Here is an 18,217-nt window from a genome sequence, read left to right on the forward strand (position 1 = left end):
AAGGCGCAGTCAGCCCAACCGTTCCCGGGGGTGGGCTGCCGATGATCTGGGGTCCCTCGCCGCGCGGCGGTTGCTGCCGCAACGGTTAACAACAGATTAACACGCTAAGGCCTGATTGTGACGGCGGCGTGACAAAGTTCGCGCAGTGCAACATGAACTTCGCATGTGAAGGCGTAAACACCAGCTTGCGCAACGTCGCGCGGCATCTGCGACCGGTGTCGCGCTATTGAGCCGTTTTATCGAAAACAGGGCTCATTTGGCCCGAAAGCGCGGCAAGGGCTGTCGAAGACCCTTGTTACAGAGGCACCCCGGCGCCGCCAGCGGCTTGCACCGCTACGCGTCAGTGGCGTGGCTTCAGATTCTCAGTAGGCAGTGTCACAGATCGCTCCACTCCCCTGCCCACCTATCACCGACCGGCTCAGATCGATACCGGCAGCTTGAAGTACGTCCCCAGGCCATCCAGGAACATCTGCACCGAAATGGCCACCAGCAACATGCCCATCAGGCGCTCGATCGCGGTCAGTGCGCGATGACCGAGCAATTTGTACAACAACGGTGCGGAGGCCAGGATCGACGAAGCGCCGATCCAGGCGATCATCAAGGCCAGGCTCCAATCCCACAGCCGGGTGGGTTCGTTGCTGCCCATCAGCATCACCGCCGCCATCCCGGACGGGCCGGCCACCAGCGGGATCGCCAGCGGCACGATGAAGGGCTCGCCATCGGGGATCTCGCCCATCAGGCCTTCCGGACGCGGGAAGATCATGCGGATGCCGATCAGGAACAGCACGATGCCGCCGGCGATCGCCACCGATTCCTGGCGCAGGTGCATCAGCTCCAGCGCGTACTTGCCGCCCCACAGAAACGCCATCAGCACGCACAAGGCGATCAGCAACTCGCGCGCGAGCACGAAGCGCTGCCGCTTCGGTGGCAGCGGCTTGAGCACGCTGAGAAACACCGGGATGTTGCCCAGCGGGTCGAGGATCAGGAACAGCAGCAGCGCCGCCGAAAGAATGGTCATGCGGAAGGGCTCCAGATCGCACCGCGGTGCGAAGCACCTGCCATGGACAACAAGGTGACGCAGGCGGACGCATAGCGCGCGGGGTCCACCGCGTCGCTGTCTTCCTGATGGGTAAAGGCGCGCGCGCGCAAGGCGGTGCGCATCGGGCCGGGCTGCAGTCCGCTGATGCGGACCGGGCCGGCGACGGTTTCGTGATGCAGGCTGGCGAGCAGGCCACGCTGCGCATGCTGGGCAGCGCCATAGGCGCCCCAATAGGCCTGGCCAACGCGTGCAGGGTCGTCGACGACGAAGACCACCGCCGCATCGGCTTGCTGCCGCAACAGCGGCAGGCAGGCCTGGGTCAACCAGGCGCGCGCAGTGAGATTGACATGCAGGTTGCGTGCGAAGTCGGCAGGTGCCGCAAGTTCGGCCGGGGTCAGGCCGGCGAAGTCGGCAGCGCAGTGCAGCAGGCCGTGCAAGCCACCCAGCTCGGATTGCAGCCGTTGCGCCAGCGCGGCGTAGTCGTCCGGCGTGGCGCCGGCCAGATCCAGCGGATACAACAACGGCTCCGGGCCGAGCTTGGCAACGGCGTCATAGACGCGCTCCAGCGGGCGCAGCTTGCGGCCCAGCAGCACCACGGTCGCATCGGCCGCTGCGCATGCCTGCGCAGCGGCTGCGCCAAGACCGCCCGCTGCGCCGGAGATCAGCACCACGCGCCCGGCAAGCGCCGGCGCGTCGGGCTGGGCCTGCGCCAGGCTCACGGCTGGTAGGCCTCGCTGACAATGCGCTTGAGCTCGCCGGCCTCGAACAGTTCCAGCGTGATGTCGCAACCGCCGATCAACTCGCCGTGGATGAACAATTGCGGGAAGGTCGGCCAGTTGGAATAGCGTGGCAGATTGGCGCGTACTTCGGGCTCTTCGAGCACGTTGACCGTGCGCAACTGATCGGCGCCGGCAGCGACCAGAGCCTGCACGGCGCGGCTGGAAAAACCGCACATCGGAAATTGCGGGGTGCCTTTCATGAACAGCACGATCGGGTGTTGTTCGACTTCGGCCTGGATCCGTTCCATCACCGGCATTGGACTCTCCTGACTGGGAGCGGCAGGCCCGACCGCCGGGTCGGATAGACTTCCGCAAAGGCGCGCATTGTAAGCCCTCGGCGCGACCTGTCGCCGTACTCCCTTCGCTGCCCTTGCCATCATGCCGATCGAACACCTTGCACTGCCCTACTCCCGCGCCGCTCTGGAGCCGCATCTTTCCGCCGCCACCCTGGAGGCGCACCACGGCGTCTGTTACCGCAGCGAGGTCGATCGGCTCAATGCACGCATCGAAGGCAGCGAGTTCGCCGAGCTGACGCTGGAAGACATCATCGCGCAGGCGCAGGGCACGCTGTTCCATCTGGCTGCGCAGGTGTGGAACCACACGTTCTACTGGCAGTGCCTGCGCCCACGTGGCGGCGGCGAGCCGCTGGGCCGGCTGGCCGACCGCATTGCCAAATCATTCGGCGACTTCGTGCACTTCAGGCAGGAATTCAACCGCGTCGCCCTGGGCACCTTCGGCTCGGGCTGGGTGTGGCTGGTGCAGCGGCCGGATGGCACCTTGGCGATCGTCGCCACGCCGAATGCCTCAACGCCGCTCACCGGCCCGGACACGCCGTTGCTCGCCTGCGACCTCTGGGAGCATGCGTACTACCTGGACTACCGGCAGGACCGCGCGCAATACCTGGACGCATTCTGGAAGCTGATCAACTGGGACTTCGTGGCCAGCCGGCTGGGCTAGCCGCTTGCGCGGTTGCAACAGGTCAACGTCCAATTGACTGGTTGCGACGGCGCACCCGGCGGCATCGCGCACCGCGGTCCAGCTCCGCTGCGACCCTGCGCGTGCGCCGGGTCGTAGCGGCGCCAACGCTCATTCTGCGAATGACCCTTCGCTCAAGCGCGCAAGCACCGGACCGACCTGTGCCTCACGCCGCAGCACGGTGCCTGCGTCGCCCACTGCCTGCGCAAGCGCCTGCGGCGTCTCGGCGCGCAGCGTGGCATGGCCGACCTTGCGGCCCCCGCGCGATTGCTTGCCGTAGTCGTGCCAGTGCCCACCGGGCACCGCCAGGAATGCGGCAGCATCCGGCATCGCACCCAGCCAGTTGAGCATGCAGGCATGTCCACGCATCGCGGTGCTGCCGAGCGGCAAACCGAGCACCGCACGCACGTGATTTTCGAACTGCGAGGTCTCGGCACCTTCGATGGTCCAGTGCCCGGAGTTGTGCACGCGCGGCGCCATCTCGTTGGCGAGCAGTTGGCCATCGCGCACGAACAGCTCGAGCGCGAAGACGCCCACGTAGTCCACGCGCTCGGCGATCGCGCGCGCATGCGCCTCTGCCACCGCCTGCAACCCGGCATCCACATGCGCCGGCGCAAGACTGGCCGAGAGCACACCGTCCACATGCCAGTTTTCGGTCAGCGGCCAGGCACGGAACTCGCCATCGCGCCCACGCACGGCCACCACGCTGACCTCGCGCTCGAACGGTACGAAGGCTTCCACGATCAGGCCGACCTTGGCGGCCTGCGCGCCGAGCGCGTCCCACGCGGCATCGGCATCGGCCGCCGTCTTGATGCGGAACTGGCCCTTGCCGTCGTAACCGAAGCGGCGCGTCTTGAGCACGCACGGCGTGCCGATACGGGCCAACGCGGCATCCAGTCCCGCACGGTCGTCGATGGCGGCGAACGCGGGCACCGGAATGCCGAGCTCGCGGAACAGGGTCTTTTCGCTGAGCCGGTCCTGCGCCACCGCCAACGCGGCAGCACTGGGAAACACCGGCACCTGCGCGGCCAATTGCTGCGCGCTGGCAGCCGGCACGTTTTCGAAATCGAAGGTGATCACATCCACGTGTGCGGCGAATGCGGCAAGCGCGGCGGTGTCGTCGAAGGCGCCTGCCTGCAGCGGCGCCACCTGCCCTGCGCAGCCATCGGCGGCCGGGTCGAACACCGCAAACCGCAAGCCCAGCGGCGCGCCGGCCAGTACCAGCATGCGGGCCAACTGGCCGCCACCCAGAATGCCAACCGTGGTCATTGGCGCGGGTCGTCGCTGGCCATGACATCGTCGGTCTGCCTGGCGCGAAACTGCGCCAGTGCCTGACCGATCTGCGCCTGCTCCGGCGCCAGCATCGCAGCGGCGAACAAGGCCGCATTGGCCGCGCCGGCGTTGCCGATCGCAAACGTCGCCACCGGAATCCCGGCCGGCATCTGCACGATCGACAGCAGCGAATCCATGCCGTTGAGCGCCTTGGACTGCACCGGCACACCGAGCACCGGCACCGCCGTCTTGGCCGCCAGCATGCCGGGCAGGTGCGCTGCGCCACCGGCGCCGGCGATGATCGCGCGCAGGCCGCGGTCGCCCGCCTGCTCTGCATAGCTGAACAACACGTCCGGTGTGCGGTGCGCCGAGACCACCTTGACTTCGTACGGCACGCCCAGCGCATCGAGCTTCTGAGCTGCGTGTTGCATGGTTTCCCAATCGGAACGGGAACCCATCACGATGCCGACCAGCGGCGCGGAGTGGTTGGAGGTCATGGCCCTGCCCTGCGGTAAAGACGTATTCTAGCCATCTTCCACGCAAGACAAGACTTCGATGGATCGCAAACTGCTCGACCTGCTGTGCTCGCCCGACACCCGCCAGCCGCTCTCGCTGCTCGACGGCAAGGGCCTGGAGGCACTCAATACCGCCATCGCCGGCGGAACCCTGCAGCGTGCCGACGGCACGGCGCAGACACAGCCGCTGCGCGAGGCGCTGATCACACGCGACCGCAAGCAGGTCTTCCGCGTCGACGACGGCATTCCGGTGCTGCTGGCCGAAGAAGCGATCGGCACAGCGCAGATCGCCGACTTCCCCGAAAAGTGACGTCTTCCGCAAGCACGGCCGTGCCGGAGGCGCCGCCGGCCGCGCTGGTGGATGCCGATGTGGCGCGCGCGCTGGCCGAGGACATCGGCAGCGGCGATGTGACTGCGGCGTTGTTGCCCGATCAGCCAGACAGCGCGTACCTGCTGTGCAAGCAGGATGCCGTGATCGCCGGGCGGCCCTGGTTCGACGCCACGCACCGCGCACTCGATCCGCAGGTGCGTATCGACTGGCAGGTACACGAAGGCCAGCACGTTGCCGCCGGCACGGTGCTGGCGCTGCTGCATGGCCGCAGCCGCAGCCTGGTCAGTGCCGAGCGCACCTCGCTCAACTTCCTGCAGACGCTGTCGGCTGCCGCCACCACCACCGCTGCATACGTCGCTGCCGTGGCCGGCACCGGCACGCGCATCCTGGATACGCGCAAGACGCTGCCGGGCCTGCGCGCCGCGCAGAAATACGCCGTGCGTTGCGGTGGCGGCGACAATCACCGCATCGGGCTGTTCGACACGGTGATGCTCAAGGAAAACCATATCCGCGCCGCCGGCTCCTTGAGCGCCGCCGTGCATGCCGCACGTGCGCAGCAACCACAGTTGCCGCTGGTGGTGGAGGTGGAAACCCTGGAGCAGCTGCGCGAGGCCTTGCAGGTCGGGTGTACGCGCATCCTGATCGACGATTTCGACCCGGCACTGCGGCGCGAGGCGGTGCGCATCGTTGCCGCCCTGCCGCGCGACCAACGCATTCCGCTGGAAGTCTCCGGCAGCGTGGATCTGGCCGGCATTGCCGCCATTGCGGCCGATGGCGTGGATTGCATCTCCATCGGCGGGCTTACCAAGCACGTGCACGCCGTCGATCTGTCGCTCAAACTCGGCCCGCCGCCGCACTGATTTCACGCGTGCCCGCAGCCGGCTCTGTCAGCCTGCTGCGATTGTTCTGTGCAGGATCTGCGATGACTGTAAAACCTTGGCCGTGGCTCTGTCTGGTGTTGGCCGCATGGGGCGGCACCGCGGCCGCCGCGGAAGTCTGCGACGTGCCGCCACGCTTCGGCACCAGCCCTGCTGCAATCGCCATCGTGCGCAATGCCTGCAACGAGCATCGCTTGTGGCAACGCCCGTTTATCGATGCCAAGGGGCGTCTGGCCAGCCTGGGCGTGACCGAAGCCGAATCAGGCTATCTCGCCGACCATGGCGTGGTCGCGTGGCAACGCGTGGCAGGCTATTGGCGCGACAGCGGCACGCTCGCATCGATGGGCGGCCGCCCGGGCGCGTCGAGCTGCGCGGCACTGGATGGCACGCGCTACACCGCCAGCGATTGCCGTGCGTTCCTGGTCGACAACCCGTGGTCGGCTGCCTTCATCTCCTGGGTGATGACACAGGCCGGCCTGAGCGGCTTCCATCGCTCTGCACGCCATCTGGATTACATCCGCAGCGCCTACAACGATGGCGCCAGTGGGCCCTACCAGTTCACCGACCCGGCAGTGGAGAAGCCCGCTCCCGGCGATCTGCTGTGCCTGTTGCGCGGGCGCAGTGTCGCGCTGGGCTACGCCGGCCTCAGGGCCGGGCTTGGCGGCAGCTCGCCGATGCCGTGGCAATCGCATTGCGACGTGGTGATCGCCGCCAACGTCGGTGGCGATCGCACCCTGTACCTGATCGGCGGCAATGTGTTCAACACGGTGATGATGCGCAAGATGCCGCTGGACCGCGCCGGCCGCGTGGTATTGCCGGCACCGCGGTCTGACGGCAGCCAGGACCAGAGCGAGGACGGCCTGGGCATCGCCAGCGAGTGCACGCCGGCACACGAAGAACTCTGCGATTTCAATCGACGCGACTGGGCGGCCCTGTTGAAGCTGCGCCCGGATGCGGTGATGACCGCGCCTCCGCCGGTCCAGCCACTGCCTTCGCCAACCACCTTGCCCGCAACGATGCCGCCGGGTTTTCCACGCGTCGTGCCACCGCGTCCGGAAACACAGCCCGCGCCGACCCAGCAGCCCGGGTAAGCAAGGCTCGAAGCCCCTCTCCCGTCGGGAGAGGGGCTGGGGTGAGGGTACGGAAGCGAAGCCCTGGCCAAGGTTCGACCACACCAGGCTTCGCCCGCACCCTCATCCGCCCCTGCGGGGCACCTTCTCCCGCAGGAGAAGGATCAAGGCACCGGCGATTGCCCTAAACACCCAATAAAAAAGCGGGCCGAAGCCCGCTTTTCGTAACGCGCCAAACCGTGGCGATTACTCGGCCGATGCCGGCAGGCCTTCGCCTTCTTCCACTGCCTTGATCGACAGACGGATACGGCCCTGCTTGTCCACTTCCAGCACCTTGACGCGGACCAGATCGCCTTCCTTCAGCTTGTCGCCGACCTTCTCCACGCGCTCGCTGGAAATCTGCGAGACGTGCACCAGGCCGTCCTTGCCCGGCAGGATGGTGACGAATGCACCGAAGTCCATGATCTTGGCGACCTTGCCTTCGTAGATGCGGCCCGGCTCCACGTCCGAGGTGATCTGCTCGATGCGCGACTTCGCAGCCTGCGCAGCGATGGCATTGACCGACGCGATGATGATCGTGCCGTCGTCCTGGATATCGATCTGCGTGCCGGTTTCCTTGGTGATGGCCTGGATGGTCGAGCCACCCTTGCCGATCACTTCGCGGATCTTGTCCGGGTGGATCTTGATGGTCAGCAGGCGCGGGGCGTAATCGCTCAGTTCCTGACGCGGGGTGGTCAGGGCGTGCGCCATCTCGCCGAGGATGTGCAGACGGCCGGCCTTGGCCTGCTGCAATGCCTGCTTCATGATCTCTTCGGTGATGCCTTCGATCTTGATGTCCATCTGCAGCGCGGACACGCCTTCGGCAGTACCGGCCACCTTGAAGTCCATGTCGCCGAGGTGATCTTCGTCACCCAGGATGTCCGACAGCACGACGAAGTCGTTGCCTTCCTTGACCAGACCCATCGCGATACCCGCGACCGGCGCCTTGATCGGCACGCCGGCATCCATCAGCGCCAGCGAGCTGCCGCAGACCGAGGCCATCGAGGACGAACCGTTGGACTCGGTGATTTCCGAGACCACGCGGATGGTGTACGGGAATTCTTCCAGGCTCGGCATCACGGCCAGCACGCCGCGCTTGGCCAGACGGCCGTGGCCGATCTCGCGACGCTTCGGCGCACCGAAACGACCGCACTCGCCCACCGAATACGGAGGGAAGTTGTAATGGAACAGGAAGTTTTCCTTGTACTCGCCCGAGACGGCGTCGATGACCTGACCGTCGCGTGCGGTGCCGAGCGTGGTGATCACGATCGCCTGGGTCTCACCGCGGGTGAACAGCGCCGAGCCATGGGTACGCGGCAGCACGCCCGCCTTGGCGCTGATCGGACGCACGGTATCCAGTGCACGGCCGTCGATGCGCACCTTGGTGCTCAGCACCGAGCCACGCATGGTCTGGTATTCCAGCTCGCCGAACTCCTTGGACAGATCACCGGCAGCCCAGCCTTCGACGGTGGCGCGCGGTGCCAGCGCACCCAGCACGTCCTTCTTGATCGCCGAAATCGCATCACGGCGCTGCAGCTTGTCGCGCACCTGGAATGCCGACGCGAGCTGATCGCCCACCGCTTCCTTCAGCGCGGCGATCATGCCGTCATTCTTGGCCGGAGCCACCCAGTCGGACGGCTTGGTGCCGGCTTCGACGGTCAGCTCGTTGATGATGTTGATGACCTTCTGCATCTCGCGATGGCCGAACGTCACCGCGCCCAGCATCACTTCTTCCGACAGCAGCTCGGCTTCGGACTCGACCATCAGCACCGCGTTGGCGGTACCGGCCACGACCAGCTCCAGCTGCGAATCCTTCAGCTCGGTCACGGTCGGGTTGAGGATGTATTCGCCATTCTTGTAGCCGACCTTCGCCGCAGCGATCGGGCCGTTGAACGGGGTGCCGGCCAGCGACAGCGCGGCCGATGCGCCGATCAGCGCGGCGATATCGCCGTCGATGTCCGGGTTCATCGACATCACGGTGGCGATGATCTGCACTTCGTTCTTGTAGTCCTCCGGGAACAGCGGACGGATCGGGCGATCGATCAGGCGCGAGATCAACGTTTCCTTCTCGGTCGCACGTCCTTCGCGCTTGAAGAAGCCGCCCGGGATGCGGCCGCCGGCGTAGAACTTCTCCTGATAATCGACCGTCAGAGGAAAGAAGTCCTGCCCTTCGCGCGCACTCTTGGCGGCGACGGCGGTGACCAGCAGTACGGTGTCGTCGAACTTGACGATGACGGCGCCGCCTGCCTGGCGAGCGATTTCGCCCGTCTCCAGGGTGACGGTGTGCTTGCCGTACTGGAAGGTTTTGGTGATTTTTGCCACGGAGGTTTTTTCCCTTAGGTGTTGCTGTCTTCGTTGGACCGTCGTCGACCCATGCCGAGAACGGGCGGCCGGGAGGCTCCGGCCCATGAACTGCATGCTGCAGATAACGTAATGCGAATGACCAAAACAAAGCCGCGGCGCATCGCTGCGCCGCGGCGGTAGGACTCGATTAGCGGCGCAGGCCGAGCTTCTCGATCAAGGACTTGTAACGCTCGTTGTCCTTCTTCTTCAGGTAGTCGAGCAGGCTGCGGCGGCGGTTGACCATCTGCAGCAGGCCACGACGGCTGTGGTGATCCTTCTTGTGGGTCTTGAAGTGGCCAGTCAGCAGCTCGATGCGCGCGGTCAGCAGGGCGACCTGCACTTCCGGCGAACCGGTGTCCTGGGCGCTGCGCTTGTTGTCTTCAATAACTTTCTGGGTGTCGACGGACATGATGTTTACTCGATAGATGCGTGGTCGACAGGAACGTGCATGACGCACCGCCGGACTCGCCGTTTGCTTGGGATGAGCGCGCTTGGCGCTGAGGTGCCCCGATCGGGGCCGCAAAATTGTAACGTCGTGCGGCCCCGGGAACAAGTTGACTAAACCTTAACAAGACGCCACTTCGTTCAGTCCATTGAACAATCGCTGCGGCGACAAGCGCCCCTCCGCGTCCACCAGGCCTAGCCCGGAGGGGGTTCCGTCGGGTCCGAACACCGCCACCTGGCCGGTCGGAAATGCCGCATCGCGCAGACGCTGGCCCATGCGAAAACGTGCCGCGTGCGCGGCATCGAGCACGATCCGCGCAAAATCGGCCAGTCCGGCCTCGATCGGCAGCAGCAGGTCCTGTGCGTCGGTGCCCGCTTCCAGGGCAGCCGACAGCGCCTCCAGCGTGATCATCTGCGGCGTGCGAAACGGCTCGACCCAGAGCCGGCGCAGCGAGGCGATATGCGCACCGCAGCCGAGCACTTCGCCCAGATCGCGCGCCAGGCTGCGGATATAGGTGCCCGATCCGCAGGTCACGCGCAGTTGCAGCCGCGGCGCGGCGTAGCCGATCACGTCGATCGCCTGCACCTCGACCTCGCGCACCGGCGCCTCGATTGCCTCGCCACGGCGCGCCTTGGCGTACAGCGGCTCGCCGCCCTGCTTGAGCGCGGAATAGATCGGCGCCTGTTGGCGGATGCGCCCGATGAAGGGCATCAGCGCTGCACGCAGCGCGTCTTCGTCCAGTGCGGGCACTGCACGCTCGCGCAGGACCTGACCATCGGCATCGTCGGTATCGGTGGTGACACCCAGCACGACCTTGGCATCGTAGGCCTTGGCAGAACCGAGCAGGAGGCCGGCAATCTTGGTCGCCTCGCCCAGACACAGCGGCAGCAGGCCGGTGGCCAGCGGGTCCAGGCTGCCGGTGTGGCCGCCCTTTTCGGCACGCAACAAGCGACGCGCGGACTGCAAGGCCGTGTTGGAGCTGACTCCAGCCGGCTTGTCGAGCAACAGGATGCCGTGCAACGGGCGATAGACGATGCGGGGTTTCAAGAGATCAGTGCTCGAATCGGGCACCGTGCGCGCCCGTTGAAATCAGGGCCGCTGGTCAACAGGCGGCCGGCCGGCAGCGCTCAGCGCTGCTCGGCGTCCTCGTCGCTGGACGCGGCCTCGGGGCCGACATCGTCCAGGTCACGCAGCAGGTTGTCGATGCGCTCGCCGCGGTCGACCGAATCGTCGTAATGGAAATGCAGCTCGGGCACATGCCGCAGCTTCATCGCGCGTGCCAGCTGCGTGCGCAGCTGACCGGCGATTTCCTTGAGCCCCTTGACCGCTTCGGCCGAGCGCTCCTGCTGCAGCGCGGTGACGAACACCTTGGCATGCGCCAGGTCGCGGCTGATTTCGACGTCGGACACGCTGACCGACGGCAGGCCGTGGTCGCGCACGGCCGCGTGCACGATCGTGCCGAGGTCGCGGCGCACCTGCGCCGAAACGCGATCGGTGCGATGGAATGATTTGGTTGGCATGGTCGTGGACCTGGTTGATTCGGAGGGCCAGTTGGCACCGAAGCCAAAAACGGACGCGGGCGGCCATGCCGCCCTCGCCTTGCAGAACTTGCGTTGCAGAACGACTCCGCTCGACGGAGTCCGGGGCCCGCAGGCCCCGGCAACCGTTACAGCGTGCGGGCGACTTCGATACGCTCGAAGCACTCGATCTGATCGCCGGCCTTGACGTCGTTGTAGGCCTTCACGCCGATACCGCATTCGGTACCGTTGCGCACTTCCTCGACGTTTTCCTTGAAGCGGCGCAACGATTCCAGCTCACCCTCGAACACCACGACGCTGTCGCGGAGCACGCGGATCGGCTTGCTGCGCTTCACCACGCCTTCGATGATCATGCAGCCTGCAACCGCACCGAACTTGGAGCTGCGGAACACGTCGCGGACCTGCGCGATACCGATGATCTCTTCGCGGATTTCCACGCCGAGCAGACCGGACGCCACCTGCTTCACCTGGTCGATCACGTCATAGATGATCGAGAAGTAACGCAGATCGATGCCGTTGGACTCGACGATCTTGCGCGCCGAGGCATCGGCACGCACGTTGAAGCCGATGATCGTGGCCTTGGAAGCCGCCGCCGAATTCGCATCGGACTCGGTGATGCCGCCCACGCCGGAGTGGATCACGTTGATACGGATGTCGTCATTGGACAATGCCACCAGCGACTGCTTGAGCGCTTCCACCGAACCCTGCACGTCGGCCTTGATCACCAGGTTCAGCACCTGCTGGCCTTCACCCTTGCCCATCTGGGCCAGGATGTCTTCCATGCGGTTGCTGGCCGAGGCGACCAGGCGCGACTCGCGGCGCTTGGTTTCGCGCTGCTGCGCCACGTCCTTGGCCAGACGCTCGTCGTCGACGACCACGAAATCATCACCGGCTTCCGGCACGCCGGACAGGCCGAGCACCTGCACCGGAATCGATGGGCCGGCCGAGGCCGGCTGGTGGCCGGTCTCGTCGAACAGCGCACGCACGCGGCCGTACTGGATACCGCACACCAGGTAATCGCCACGCTTCAGCGCGCCCTGCTGCACCAGCACCGTCGCGACCGGGCCACGGCCCTTGTCCAGCGAGGACTCGATGACGGTACCGCTGGCGCGGCCTTCGGCCACCGCCTTGAGTTCCAGCACTTCGGCCTGCAGCGAAATCGCGTCCAGCAACGTGTCCACACCGGTACCGAGCTTGGCCGACACCTCGATGAACTGGGTATCGCCGCCGAACTCTTCGGCCACCACGTTTTCAGCCAGCAATTCATTCTTGACCCGCAGCGGATCCGCGCCGGCCTTGTCGATCTTGTTGACCGCCACGATCAACGGAACGCCCGCCGCCTTGGCATGCGCCACCGCTTCCTTGGTCTGCGGCATCACGCCGTCATCGGCCGCGACCACCAGCACCACGATGTCGGTGATCTTGGCGCCACGGGCACGCATCGAGGTAAACGCAGCATGGCCGGGCGTATCCAGGAAGCTGATGACGCCACGGCCGGTTTCGACGTGGTACGCACCGATGTGCTGGGTGATGCCGCCGGCTTCGCCCGAGGCAATCTTGGTGCGACGGATGTAATCCAGCAACGAGGTCTTGCCGTGATCGACGTGACCCATGATGGTCACTACCGGCGGACGCGAGGTGGTCTCGCCCTGCGCATCCTCGGCATGCGCCAGCAGCGCATCCTCGAAGTCGGCATTGTCGGCACGCACGGCCTTGTGGCCGAGCTCTTCGGTCACCAGCGCGGCGGTGTCATGGTCGATGCTCTGGGTGATGGTCGCCATGACGCCCATCTTGAACAGCGCCTTGACCACGTCGCCGCCCTTGAGCGCGAGCTTCTGCGCCAGGTCGGCCACGGTGATGGTGTCGCCGATCGCCACTTCGCGCACCACCGGTGCGGTCGGACGCTCGAACCCGTGCGGACCGCTGTTGCCCTGGTTGCCGCCGCGGCCGTTGTCGTTGCCACGGCGCGAGGACGACGAACCGGGACGACCGGTCGGCTTGCCGCGCACATTGGAACGACGCGCACGATCAGCCGCAGACAGATGCAACTGCCCGGCGAAACGCTTGGTCGCATCGTCGTCTTCGACACCGGCCACCATGACGTGCGAACCGCGCGTCTTGTGCTTGGCCGCATTGGAGCGATCGTCCGGGCGCGCCGGCGTGGCCGGGCGCGATGCCGGCGACGCGCCAGCCGGACGGGCCGGACGCGGTGCCGACGACGGCGAAGACGGTGCACGCGCGGCAGGCGCCGACGGCGTCGGCGCAGCAGCAACCGGGGCCGGCGCACTGGCAGCCGCAGCGGCTTCCTCGGCAGCCTTGCGCTCGGCTTCTGCACGGTCCTTGGCGGCCTGCTCTTCTTCCCGCTTGCGCTGAATCGCTTCATCGCGCAGACGATCGCTTTCGGCCAGCGCCTGCTGCTCGTCGAGATTGCGCTGACGCGAAGCGGCGAGCTTGGCCAGGATGTCGGCGCGCTCCTCGTCCGGCGTCATCGGCGCCGGGCGGCCGCCTTCGTTTTCGGACTTCACGTAGGTGCGCTTCTGCCGCACTTCCACGTTGACCGTGGTCTTGGTGCGGCCGGCGCTGACCGTGACTTCCTGCAGCTTGCGCCGGTTGAGCGTGATCTTCTTGGCTGCTTCGCTCGCCGCTTCGGCGGGCGTGTCGGCCTTGCCATGCGTGCGGCGCAGGAAGCCAAGCAGTTTCATCTTCTCGGTGCTGGTCACGACCTGGTCGGGACCGCTGAACTTCATTCCGGCCTCGGCCAGTTGAACCAGCAGTTTATCGACCGGCGTATTGACCAGTTCGGCAAGCTTGCGGATGGTGGTTTGCTGCGACATTCGGATCCTATGATCTGGTTGGCGCCCCCTCGCCCAGAGCAAGGGAAACGCTGATTCTAAGCCCTGATGGGGTCAGGGCGCGGTTCATTGCCGGCTCATTCGCCGCGCTCCAAACGGGCGATCTCCTCGGCGCGGGCCGCCAGGATCAGCGCCGCGGCGCGCTCCTGGGTCAAGCCCTCGATGCCGAAGTCGACGATCTCGTCCGCTGCCAGGTCGGACAAGTCCTCGCTGGTGCGCACGCCGTGCTCGGCCAGAGCAAAGGCCGTTTCCTCGTCCATCCCCTCCAGCGCCAGCAGGTCCTCGGTGGGCTGAGTTCCTTCCAGGCCTTCTTCTTCTGCCAGGGCGGCGTTGAGCAACGCATCGCGGGCACGGGCGCGCAACTCTTCGACGATGTCTTCGTCGAAGCCTTCCACCGCCAGCAACTCGCCGACCGGCACGTAGGCGATTTCCTCGACCGTATTGAAGCCCTCGGTCACCAGGATCGCTGCGATTTCCTCGTCCACTTCCAGGCGATCCATGAACAACTGACGCGCGGAGGTCTGTTCGGCTTCGGACTTGGCGGCCACCTGGTCGGCGGTCATCACGTTGAGCTGCCAACCGGTCAGGCGGCTGGCCAGACGCACGTTCTGGCCGCCCTTGCCGATCGCCTGGGCCAGGCGGTCTTCCGCCACGGCCAGATCCATCGAGTGCTTGTCTTCATCGACGATGATCGACTGCACTTCTGCCGGCGCCATCGCATTGATGACGAAGTTGGCCGGGTTCTCGTTCCACAACACGATGTCCACGCGCTCGCCATTGAGCTCGTTGGACACTGCCTGCACGCGTGAACCACGCATACCGATGCACGCGCCGATCGGATCGGTGCGGGTGTCGTGCGCGATCACTGCGATCTTGGCGCGATCGCCCGGATCGCGGGCGCAGGCCTTGATCTCGACCAGGCCCTGGCCCACTTCCGGCACTTCGAGCTTGAACAGCTCGATCATGAATTCCGGCGCGGCGCGGCTGATGAACAGCTGCGGGCCGCGCGGCTCGGAACGCACTTCGGCCAGATAGCCGCGTACGCGGTCGCCCGGGCGCAGCACGTCGCGCGGAATGCCCTTGTCCTTGGGAATGAAGGCTTCGGCATTGCCGCCCAGATCAACAAAGATATTGCCGCGCTCGGCGCGCTTGACCACACCGGTGATCAACTCGCCGACGCGGTCCTTCCAGGCATCGACCACCTGCTGACGCTCGGCTTCGCGCACACGCTGCACGATCACCTGCTTGGCAGCCTGCGCGGCAATGCGGCCGAAGTCCGGGTTTTCGATCTGTTCTTCGATGTAGTCGCCCACATCGACACCATCAGCCTCGTCGACGGCATCCATCAGGCGCACCTGGCGATCCGGGGATTCCATCACCACATCGTCGGCAACCACTTCCCAGCGGCGATAGGTTTCGTAGTTACCGTCCTTGTGGTCGATGGTCACGCGCGTCAGCACGTCCTGGTCGGGATAGCGCTTCTTCGCTGCGGAAGCCAACGCGGCCTCGATCGCATCGAAGATCACTTCGCGCGGCACGCCCTTTTCGTTGGCCACCGCATCCACTACCAGCAAAAGTTCCTTGCTCATTTCGTCACTCCGCGCGCGGCTTGCCAGCCGCCGACTCGTTGGATGGTTTCTTCTTCTCGTGCCCGGGTTTCTTCGGGCCGGGCTTGTTCGGTTTTTGCGGGGCCAGGCCCAGAGCGACCCAATCCGGCACAATGCGCGCCTTGTCGATGTTGTCGAAGCCGATCTGCACGTCCTTGCCGTCGATGGCGAACACCACCGCCTCTGCTTCGGACTCGATCCGCACGATCTGGCCCTGGAAGCGGCGCCGACCATCCTGCGCCAGCTTCAACACGATCTTGGCGGACTCGCCGGCGTGACGGCCGAACTGCTCCAGCGTGAACAACGGACGGTCCACACCCGGCGAAGACACCTCAAGCGTGTAGTTGCCGGTGATGGGATCTTCGACGTCGAGCTGGGCCGACACTTCACGGCTCACGCGCTCGCAGTCATCGACGTTGATCACACGCTCGGGCTGTTCGGCCAGCGGCACATCGATGTACAGGCGCAATGTGGCGCCACCTGGAGCGGGAAGATATTCCACACCCAGCAGTTCCAAGCCCAGGGACTCAACCGTTGGACTCAGCAGATTCGCGATTTCGGTCGCTTTTTCGCTCACAGACTGCCCTGATCAGATGATTGCCAGTAGAACCCCGGCAACCGGCAGCAAACTTTCCGGTTCCGGAAAAAACAAGGGGCCCGATGGGCCCCTTGCGTGAAAAAAGCCCGACCTCTCAGGGTCGGCGCAAAGACGGGAACATGCGTCTTTGCGATCCAAGAAGCTGAAGTACTGCCCTAAGGCATTGCATTAAAGCAGCACTTCAAAACTTGGTAGCGGGGGCAGGATTTGAACCTGCGACCTTCGGGTTATGAGCCCGACGAGCTGCCAGACTGCTCCACCCCGCAGCAGAAGCGGAATTATGAAGAACTTGAGCGGCAATTGCAAGCCCTAGTTTTTCATCGATTGAAAACCTGGGGTCTTCAACGTCGCGGCAAATGATAACCGCATTGCAACAAAAACGAAACAACAATCACGACTTTATTGCAGTCATCCATCGACTGCGCGTGTGAGGCACGCGCCGTGACGTCATGCAGGCATGCGTGACTTAGGCAAGGCCCGCAAACGCACGCTGGCACCACACCATGATCGGGCTCCAGGCCAGGCCAAGTGCGAGCAATGCGAGCGCGTTGACCCCGAGCACGGTGCCGAGCACACGATCATTGTTGGCGGGCAACGGCTCGCCCACCGGCTCGTCGAAGTACATGACCTTGATGACACGCAGATAATAGAAGGCGCCGATCACTGCACAGAGCACGCCGACCAGGGCCAGCCACAGCATGTCGCCGTTGACCGCAGCCCCCAGCACCGCCAGCTTGGTCCAGAAACCCAGGAACGGCGGGATACCCGCAAGCGAAGCCATGATGCACAGCACCAGGCCGGCCATCCACGGATTGCGCGCGTTGAGTCCCTTGAAGTCGTCGATGTTCTCGGCTTCGAAGCCATTGCGCGACAACGCGATGATCGCGCCGAACGCGGCGGTGGACATGATGGTGTAGCTCACCGCGTAGAACATTGCCGCGGCATAGCCTTCCTCGCCGCCACCGGCCACGCCCATCAGCAGGAAGCCGATGTGCGAGACGGTCGAGTACGCCAGCATGCGCTTGAGGTTGCTCTGCGCAATTGCCATCAGGTTGCCGATCACCAGCGACACCGCCGACAGGCCGCCGATCAACAGATGCCACTGCGGCGACAGCGGGCCCATGCCGACTTCAAGCAGACGGTAGGCCATGCCGAAGGCGGCGAGCTTGGGCGCGGAGCTGATGAACAAGGCGATCGGTGCGGGCGCGCCCTGGTACACGTCGGGCAACCACATGTGGAACGGCGCGGCGCCCAGCTTGAATGCCACACCGGCGATCATGAAGATGGTGCCGGTCAGCAGCAGGGTGCGCTCGCTGGAACCTTCGATCGCGTCGTGGATGCCGCTCAGGCTGAGCGTGCCGGTGGCGCCGTAGACCAGCGACATGCCGTACAGCAGCAGGCCCGAGGCCAGCGAGCCGAGCACGAAATACTTCATCGCCGCTTCGGTGGCCAGGCCGTTGTCGCGATTGGAGGCGACCAGCGCATACGAGCACAGCGCGAGCAGCTCCAGGCCCAGGTACACCATCAGCAGGCTGCCCGCCGAGGTCAGCAGCATCATGCCGGCGCTGGCGAACAACACCAGCACCGGGATCTCGCCCTGATAGAGATTGCGCTCGCGCAGGTATGTCCAGCCGTACACCAGGCTCAGACCACTGACCAGCACGATCACCGTCTTCATCACGTCGGCCGCGGTGTCGCGCACGAACATGCCGTGGAAGATCTCGCCCTGCCCGCCCGTGCCGGTCGCCAACAGCGCGAACACCACGGCAAGCACGGCAACGGAGAACAGGTGGGTCCAGACCTTGTTCCGCTGGCTCACGAACAGGTCGAGCATCAGCAGTGCAAAGGCGCCGCCGATCAGCACCAGCTCCGGAACAAGCGGAGCCAGGTCAGCGGTGGTCAACGGCGCGAGCGTTGGCGTGGTCATCATCAAATC

General features: G+C 65.4%; 17 protein-coding genes and 1 tRNA gene. 4 read left to right on the top strand and 14 right to left on the bottom strand.

Going from position 1 to position 18,217, the window contains the following annotated elements:
* Positions 1–418: 418 nt before the first annotated feature.
* The 3 genes from H7A87_RS12500 to grxD are packed head-to-tail and all read right to left on the bottom strand — an operon-like array spanning position 419 to position 2,075.
* Complete coding sequence (locus H7A87_RS12500; protein WP_064508074.1) at positions 419–1,018, bottom strand: YhgN family NAAT transporter; 600 nt, start codon at positions 1,016–1,018, stop codon at positions 419–421.
* A complete protein-coding gene (locus tag H7A87_RS12505) occupies positions 1,015–1,758 on the bottom strand; it encodes an SDR family NAD(P)-dependent oxidoreductase (protein WP_119128544.1) in 744 nt (247 codons plus the stop codon). The genes H7A87_RS12500 and H7A87_RS12505 overlap by 4 nt, the downstream gene beginning before the upstream one ends.
* Positions 1,755–2,075 carry a Grx4 family monothiol glutaredoxin gene (grxD, locus tag H7A87_RS12510; RefSeq protein WP_006450539.1) on the bottom strand — a complete coding sequence of 107 codons (321 nt, stop codon included), beginning with the start codon at positions 2,073–2,075 and terminating at the stop codon, positions 1,755–1,757. Before grxD ends, H7A87_RS12505 begins: the two co-directional genes overlap by 4 nt.
* A 121-nt stretch (positions 2,076–2,196) precedes the next feature.
* Here grxD and H7A87_RS12515 point away from each other — a divergent pair, with 121 nt between their 5' ends.
* On the top strand, positions 2,197–2,775 hold the full coding sequence (locus H7A87_RS12515) for a Fe-Mn family superoxide dismutase (protein ID WP_104581977.1): 579 nt from the start codon (positions 2,197–2,199) through the stop codon (positions 2,773–2,775).
* A gap of 129 nt (positions 2,776–2,904) precedes the next feature.
* Here the strand turns inward: H7A87_RS12515 and H7A87_RS12520 are convergent, their stop codons facing one another.
* Both H7A87_RS12520 and purE read right to left on the bottom strand, forming a co-directional pair.
* Positions 2,905–4,062, bottom strand: coding sequence for a 5-(carboxyamino)imidazole ribonucleotide synthase (locus H7A87_RS12520; protein WP_119128543.1), 1,158 nt, complete (start codon positions 4,060–4,062; stop codon positions 2,905–2,907).
* Positions 4,059–4,562: a 5-(carboxyamino)imidazole ribonucleotide mutase gene (gene purE / locus H7A87_RS12525; RefSeq protein WP_104581975.1), complete on the bottom strand. Its 504-nt coding sequence runs from the start codon at positions 4,560–4,562 to the stop codon at positions 4,059–4,061. The genes H7A87_RS12520 and purE overlap by 4 nt, the downstream gene beginning before the upstream one ends.
* A gap of 58 nt (positions 4,563–4,620) precedes the next feature.
* On the opposite strand from purE, the gene H7A87_RS12530 reads away from it, so the two are divergent.
* The 3 genes from H7A87_RS12530 (at position 4,621) to H7A87_RS12540 (ending at position 6,880) form a co-directional block, all read left to right on the top strand.
* Positions 4,621–4,890 (top strand): Trm112 family protein, encoded by a 270-nt coding sequence (locus H7A87_RS12530; protein WP_104648003.1) that lies wholly within the window; start codon positions 4,621–4,623, stop codon positions 4,888–4,890.
* A complete protein-coding gene (gene nadC / locus H7A87_RS12535) occupies positions 4,887–5,771 on the top strand; it encodes a carboxylating nicotinate-nucleotide diphosphorylase (protein ID WP_180496667.1) in 885 nt (294 codons plus the stop codon). The genes H7A87_RS12530 and nadC overlap by 4 nt, the downstream gene beginning before the upstream one ends.
* A 62-nt stretch (positions 5,772–5,833) precedes the next feature.
* On the top strand, positions 5,834–6,880 hold the full coding sequence (locus H7A87_RS12540) for a DUF2272 domain-containing protein (protein ID WP_180496669.1): 1,047 nt from the start codon (positions 5,834–5,836) through the stop codon (positions 6,878–6,880).
* A gap of 225 nt (positions 6,881–7,105) precedes the next feature.
* Here the strand turns inward: H7A87_RS12540 and pnp are convergent, their stop codons facing one another.
* The 9 genes from pnp to nuoN all read right to left on the bottom strand — a co-directional run bounded on the left by pnp (position 7,106) and on the right by nuoN (position 18,208).
* Positions 7,106–9,220, bottom strand: a complete 2,115-nt coding sequence (pnp, locus tag H7A87_RS12545; protein ID WP_104581972.1) for a polyribonucleotide nucleotidyltransferase — start codon at positions 9,218–9,220, stop codon at positions 7,106–7,108.
* Positions 9,221–9,389: 169 nt separating this feature from the next.
* Positions 9,390–9,650: a 30S ribosomal protein S15 gene (rpsO, locus tag H7A87_RS12550; RefSeq protein WP_003485583.1), complete on the bottom strand. Its 261-nt coding sequence runs from the start codon at positions 9,648–9,650 to the stop codon at positions 9,390–9,392.
* Between the two features lie 156 nt (positions 9,651–9,806).
* Positions 9,807–10,733: a tRNA pseudouridine(55) synthase TruB gene (truB, locus tag H7A87_RS12555; protein ID WP_119128540.1), complete on the bottom strand. Its 927-nt coding sequence runs from the start codon at positions 10,731–10,733 to the stop codon at positions 9,807–9,809.
* 80 nt (positions 10,734–10,813) lie between these two features.
* Positions 10,814–11,206 (bottom strand): 30S ribosome-binding factor RbfA, encoded by a 393-nt coding sequence (gene rbfA, locus H7A87_RS12560; RefSeq protein WP_024937968.1) that lies wholly within the window; start codon positions 11,204–11,206, stop codon positions 10,814–10,816.
* A 146-nt stretch (positions 11,207–11,352) separates the two neighbouring features.
* A complete protein-coding gene (infB, locus tag H7A87_RS12565) occupies positions 11,353–14,058 on the bottom strand; it encodes a translation initiation factor IF-2 (protein WP_164739135.1) in 2,706 nt (901 codons plus the stop codon).
* Between the two features lie 95 nt (positions 14,059–14,153).
* Positions 14,154–15,665, bottom strand: coding sequence for a transcription termination factor NusA (gene nusA, locus H7A87_RS12570; RefSeq protein ID WP_016903006.1), 1,512 nt, complete (start codon positions 15,663–15,665; stop codon positions 14,154–14,156).
* A gap of 4 nt (positions 15,666–15,669) precedes the next feature.
* Positions 15,670–16,260, bottom strand: coding sequence for a ribosome maturation factor RimP (rimP, locus tag H7A87_RS12575; protein ID WP_119128539.1), 591 nt, complete (start codon positions 16,258–16,260; stop codon positions 15,670–15,672).
* 210 nt (positions 16,261–16,470) lie between these two features.
* Positions 16,471–16,547 (bottom strand) — tRNA-Met (locus H7A87_RS12580).
* A 200-nt stretch (positions 16,548–16,747) separates the two neighbouring features.
* Complete coding sequence (gene nuoN, locus H7A87_RS12585) at positions 16,748–18,208, bottom strand: NADH-quinone oxidoreductase subunit NuoN (RefSeq protein ID WP_119128842.1); 1,461 nt, start codon at positions 18,206–18,208, stop codon at positions 16,748–16,750.
* Between the last annotated feature and the right edge of the window lie 9 nt (positions 18,209–18,217).

It is taken from the genome of Xanthomonas sp. CPBF 426, assembly GCF_903989465.1.
GTDB classification, from domain to species: domain Bacteria; phylum Pseudomonadota; class Gammaproteobacteria; order Xanthomonadales; family Xanthomonadaceae; genus Xanthomonas; species Xanthomonas euroxanthea.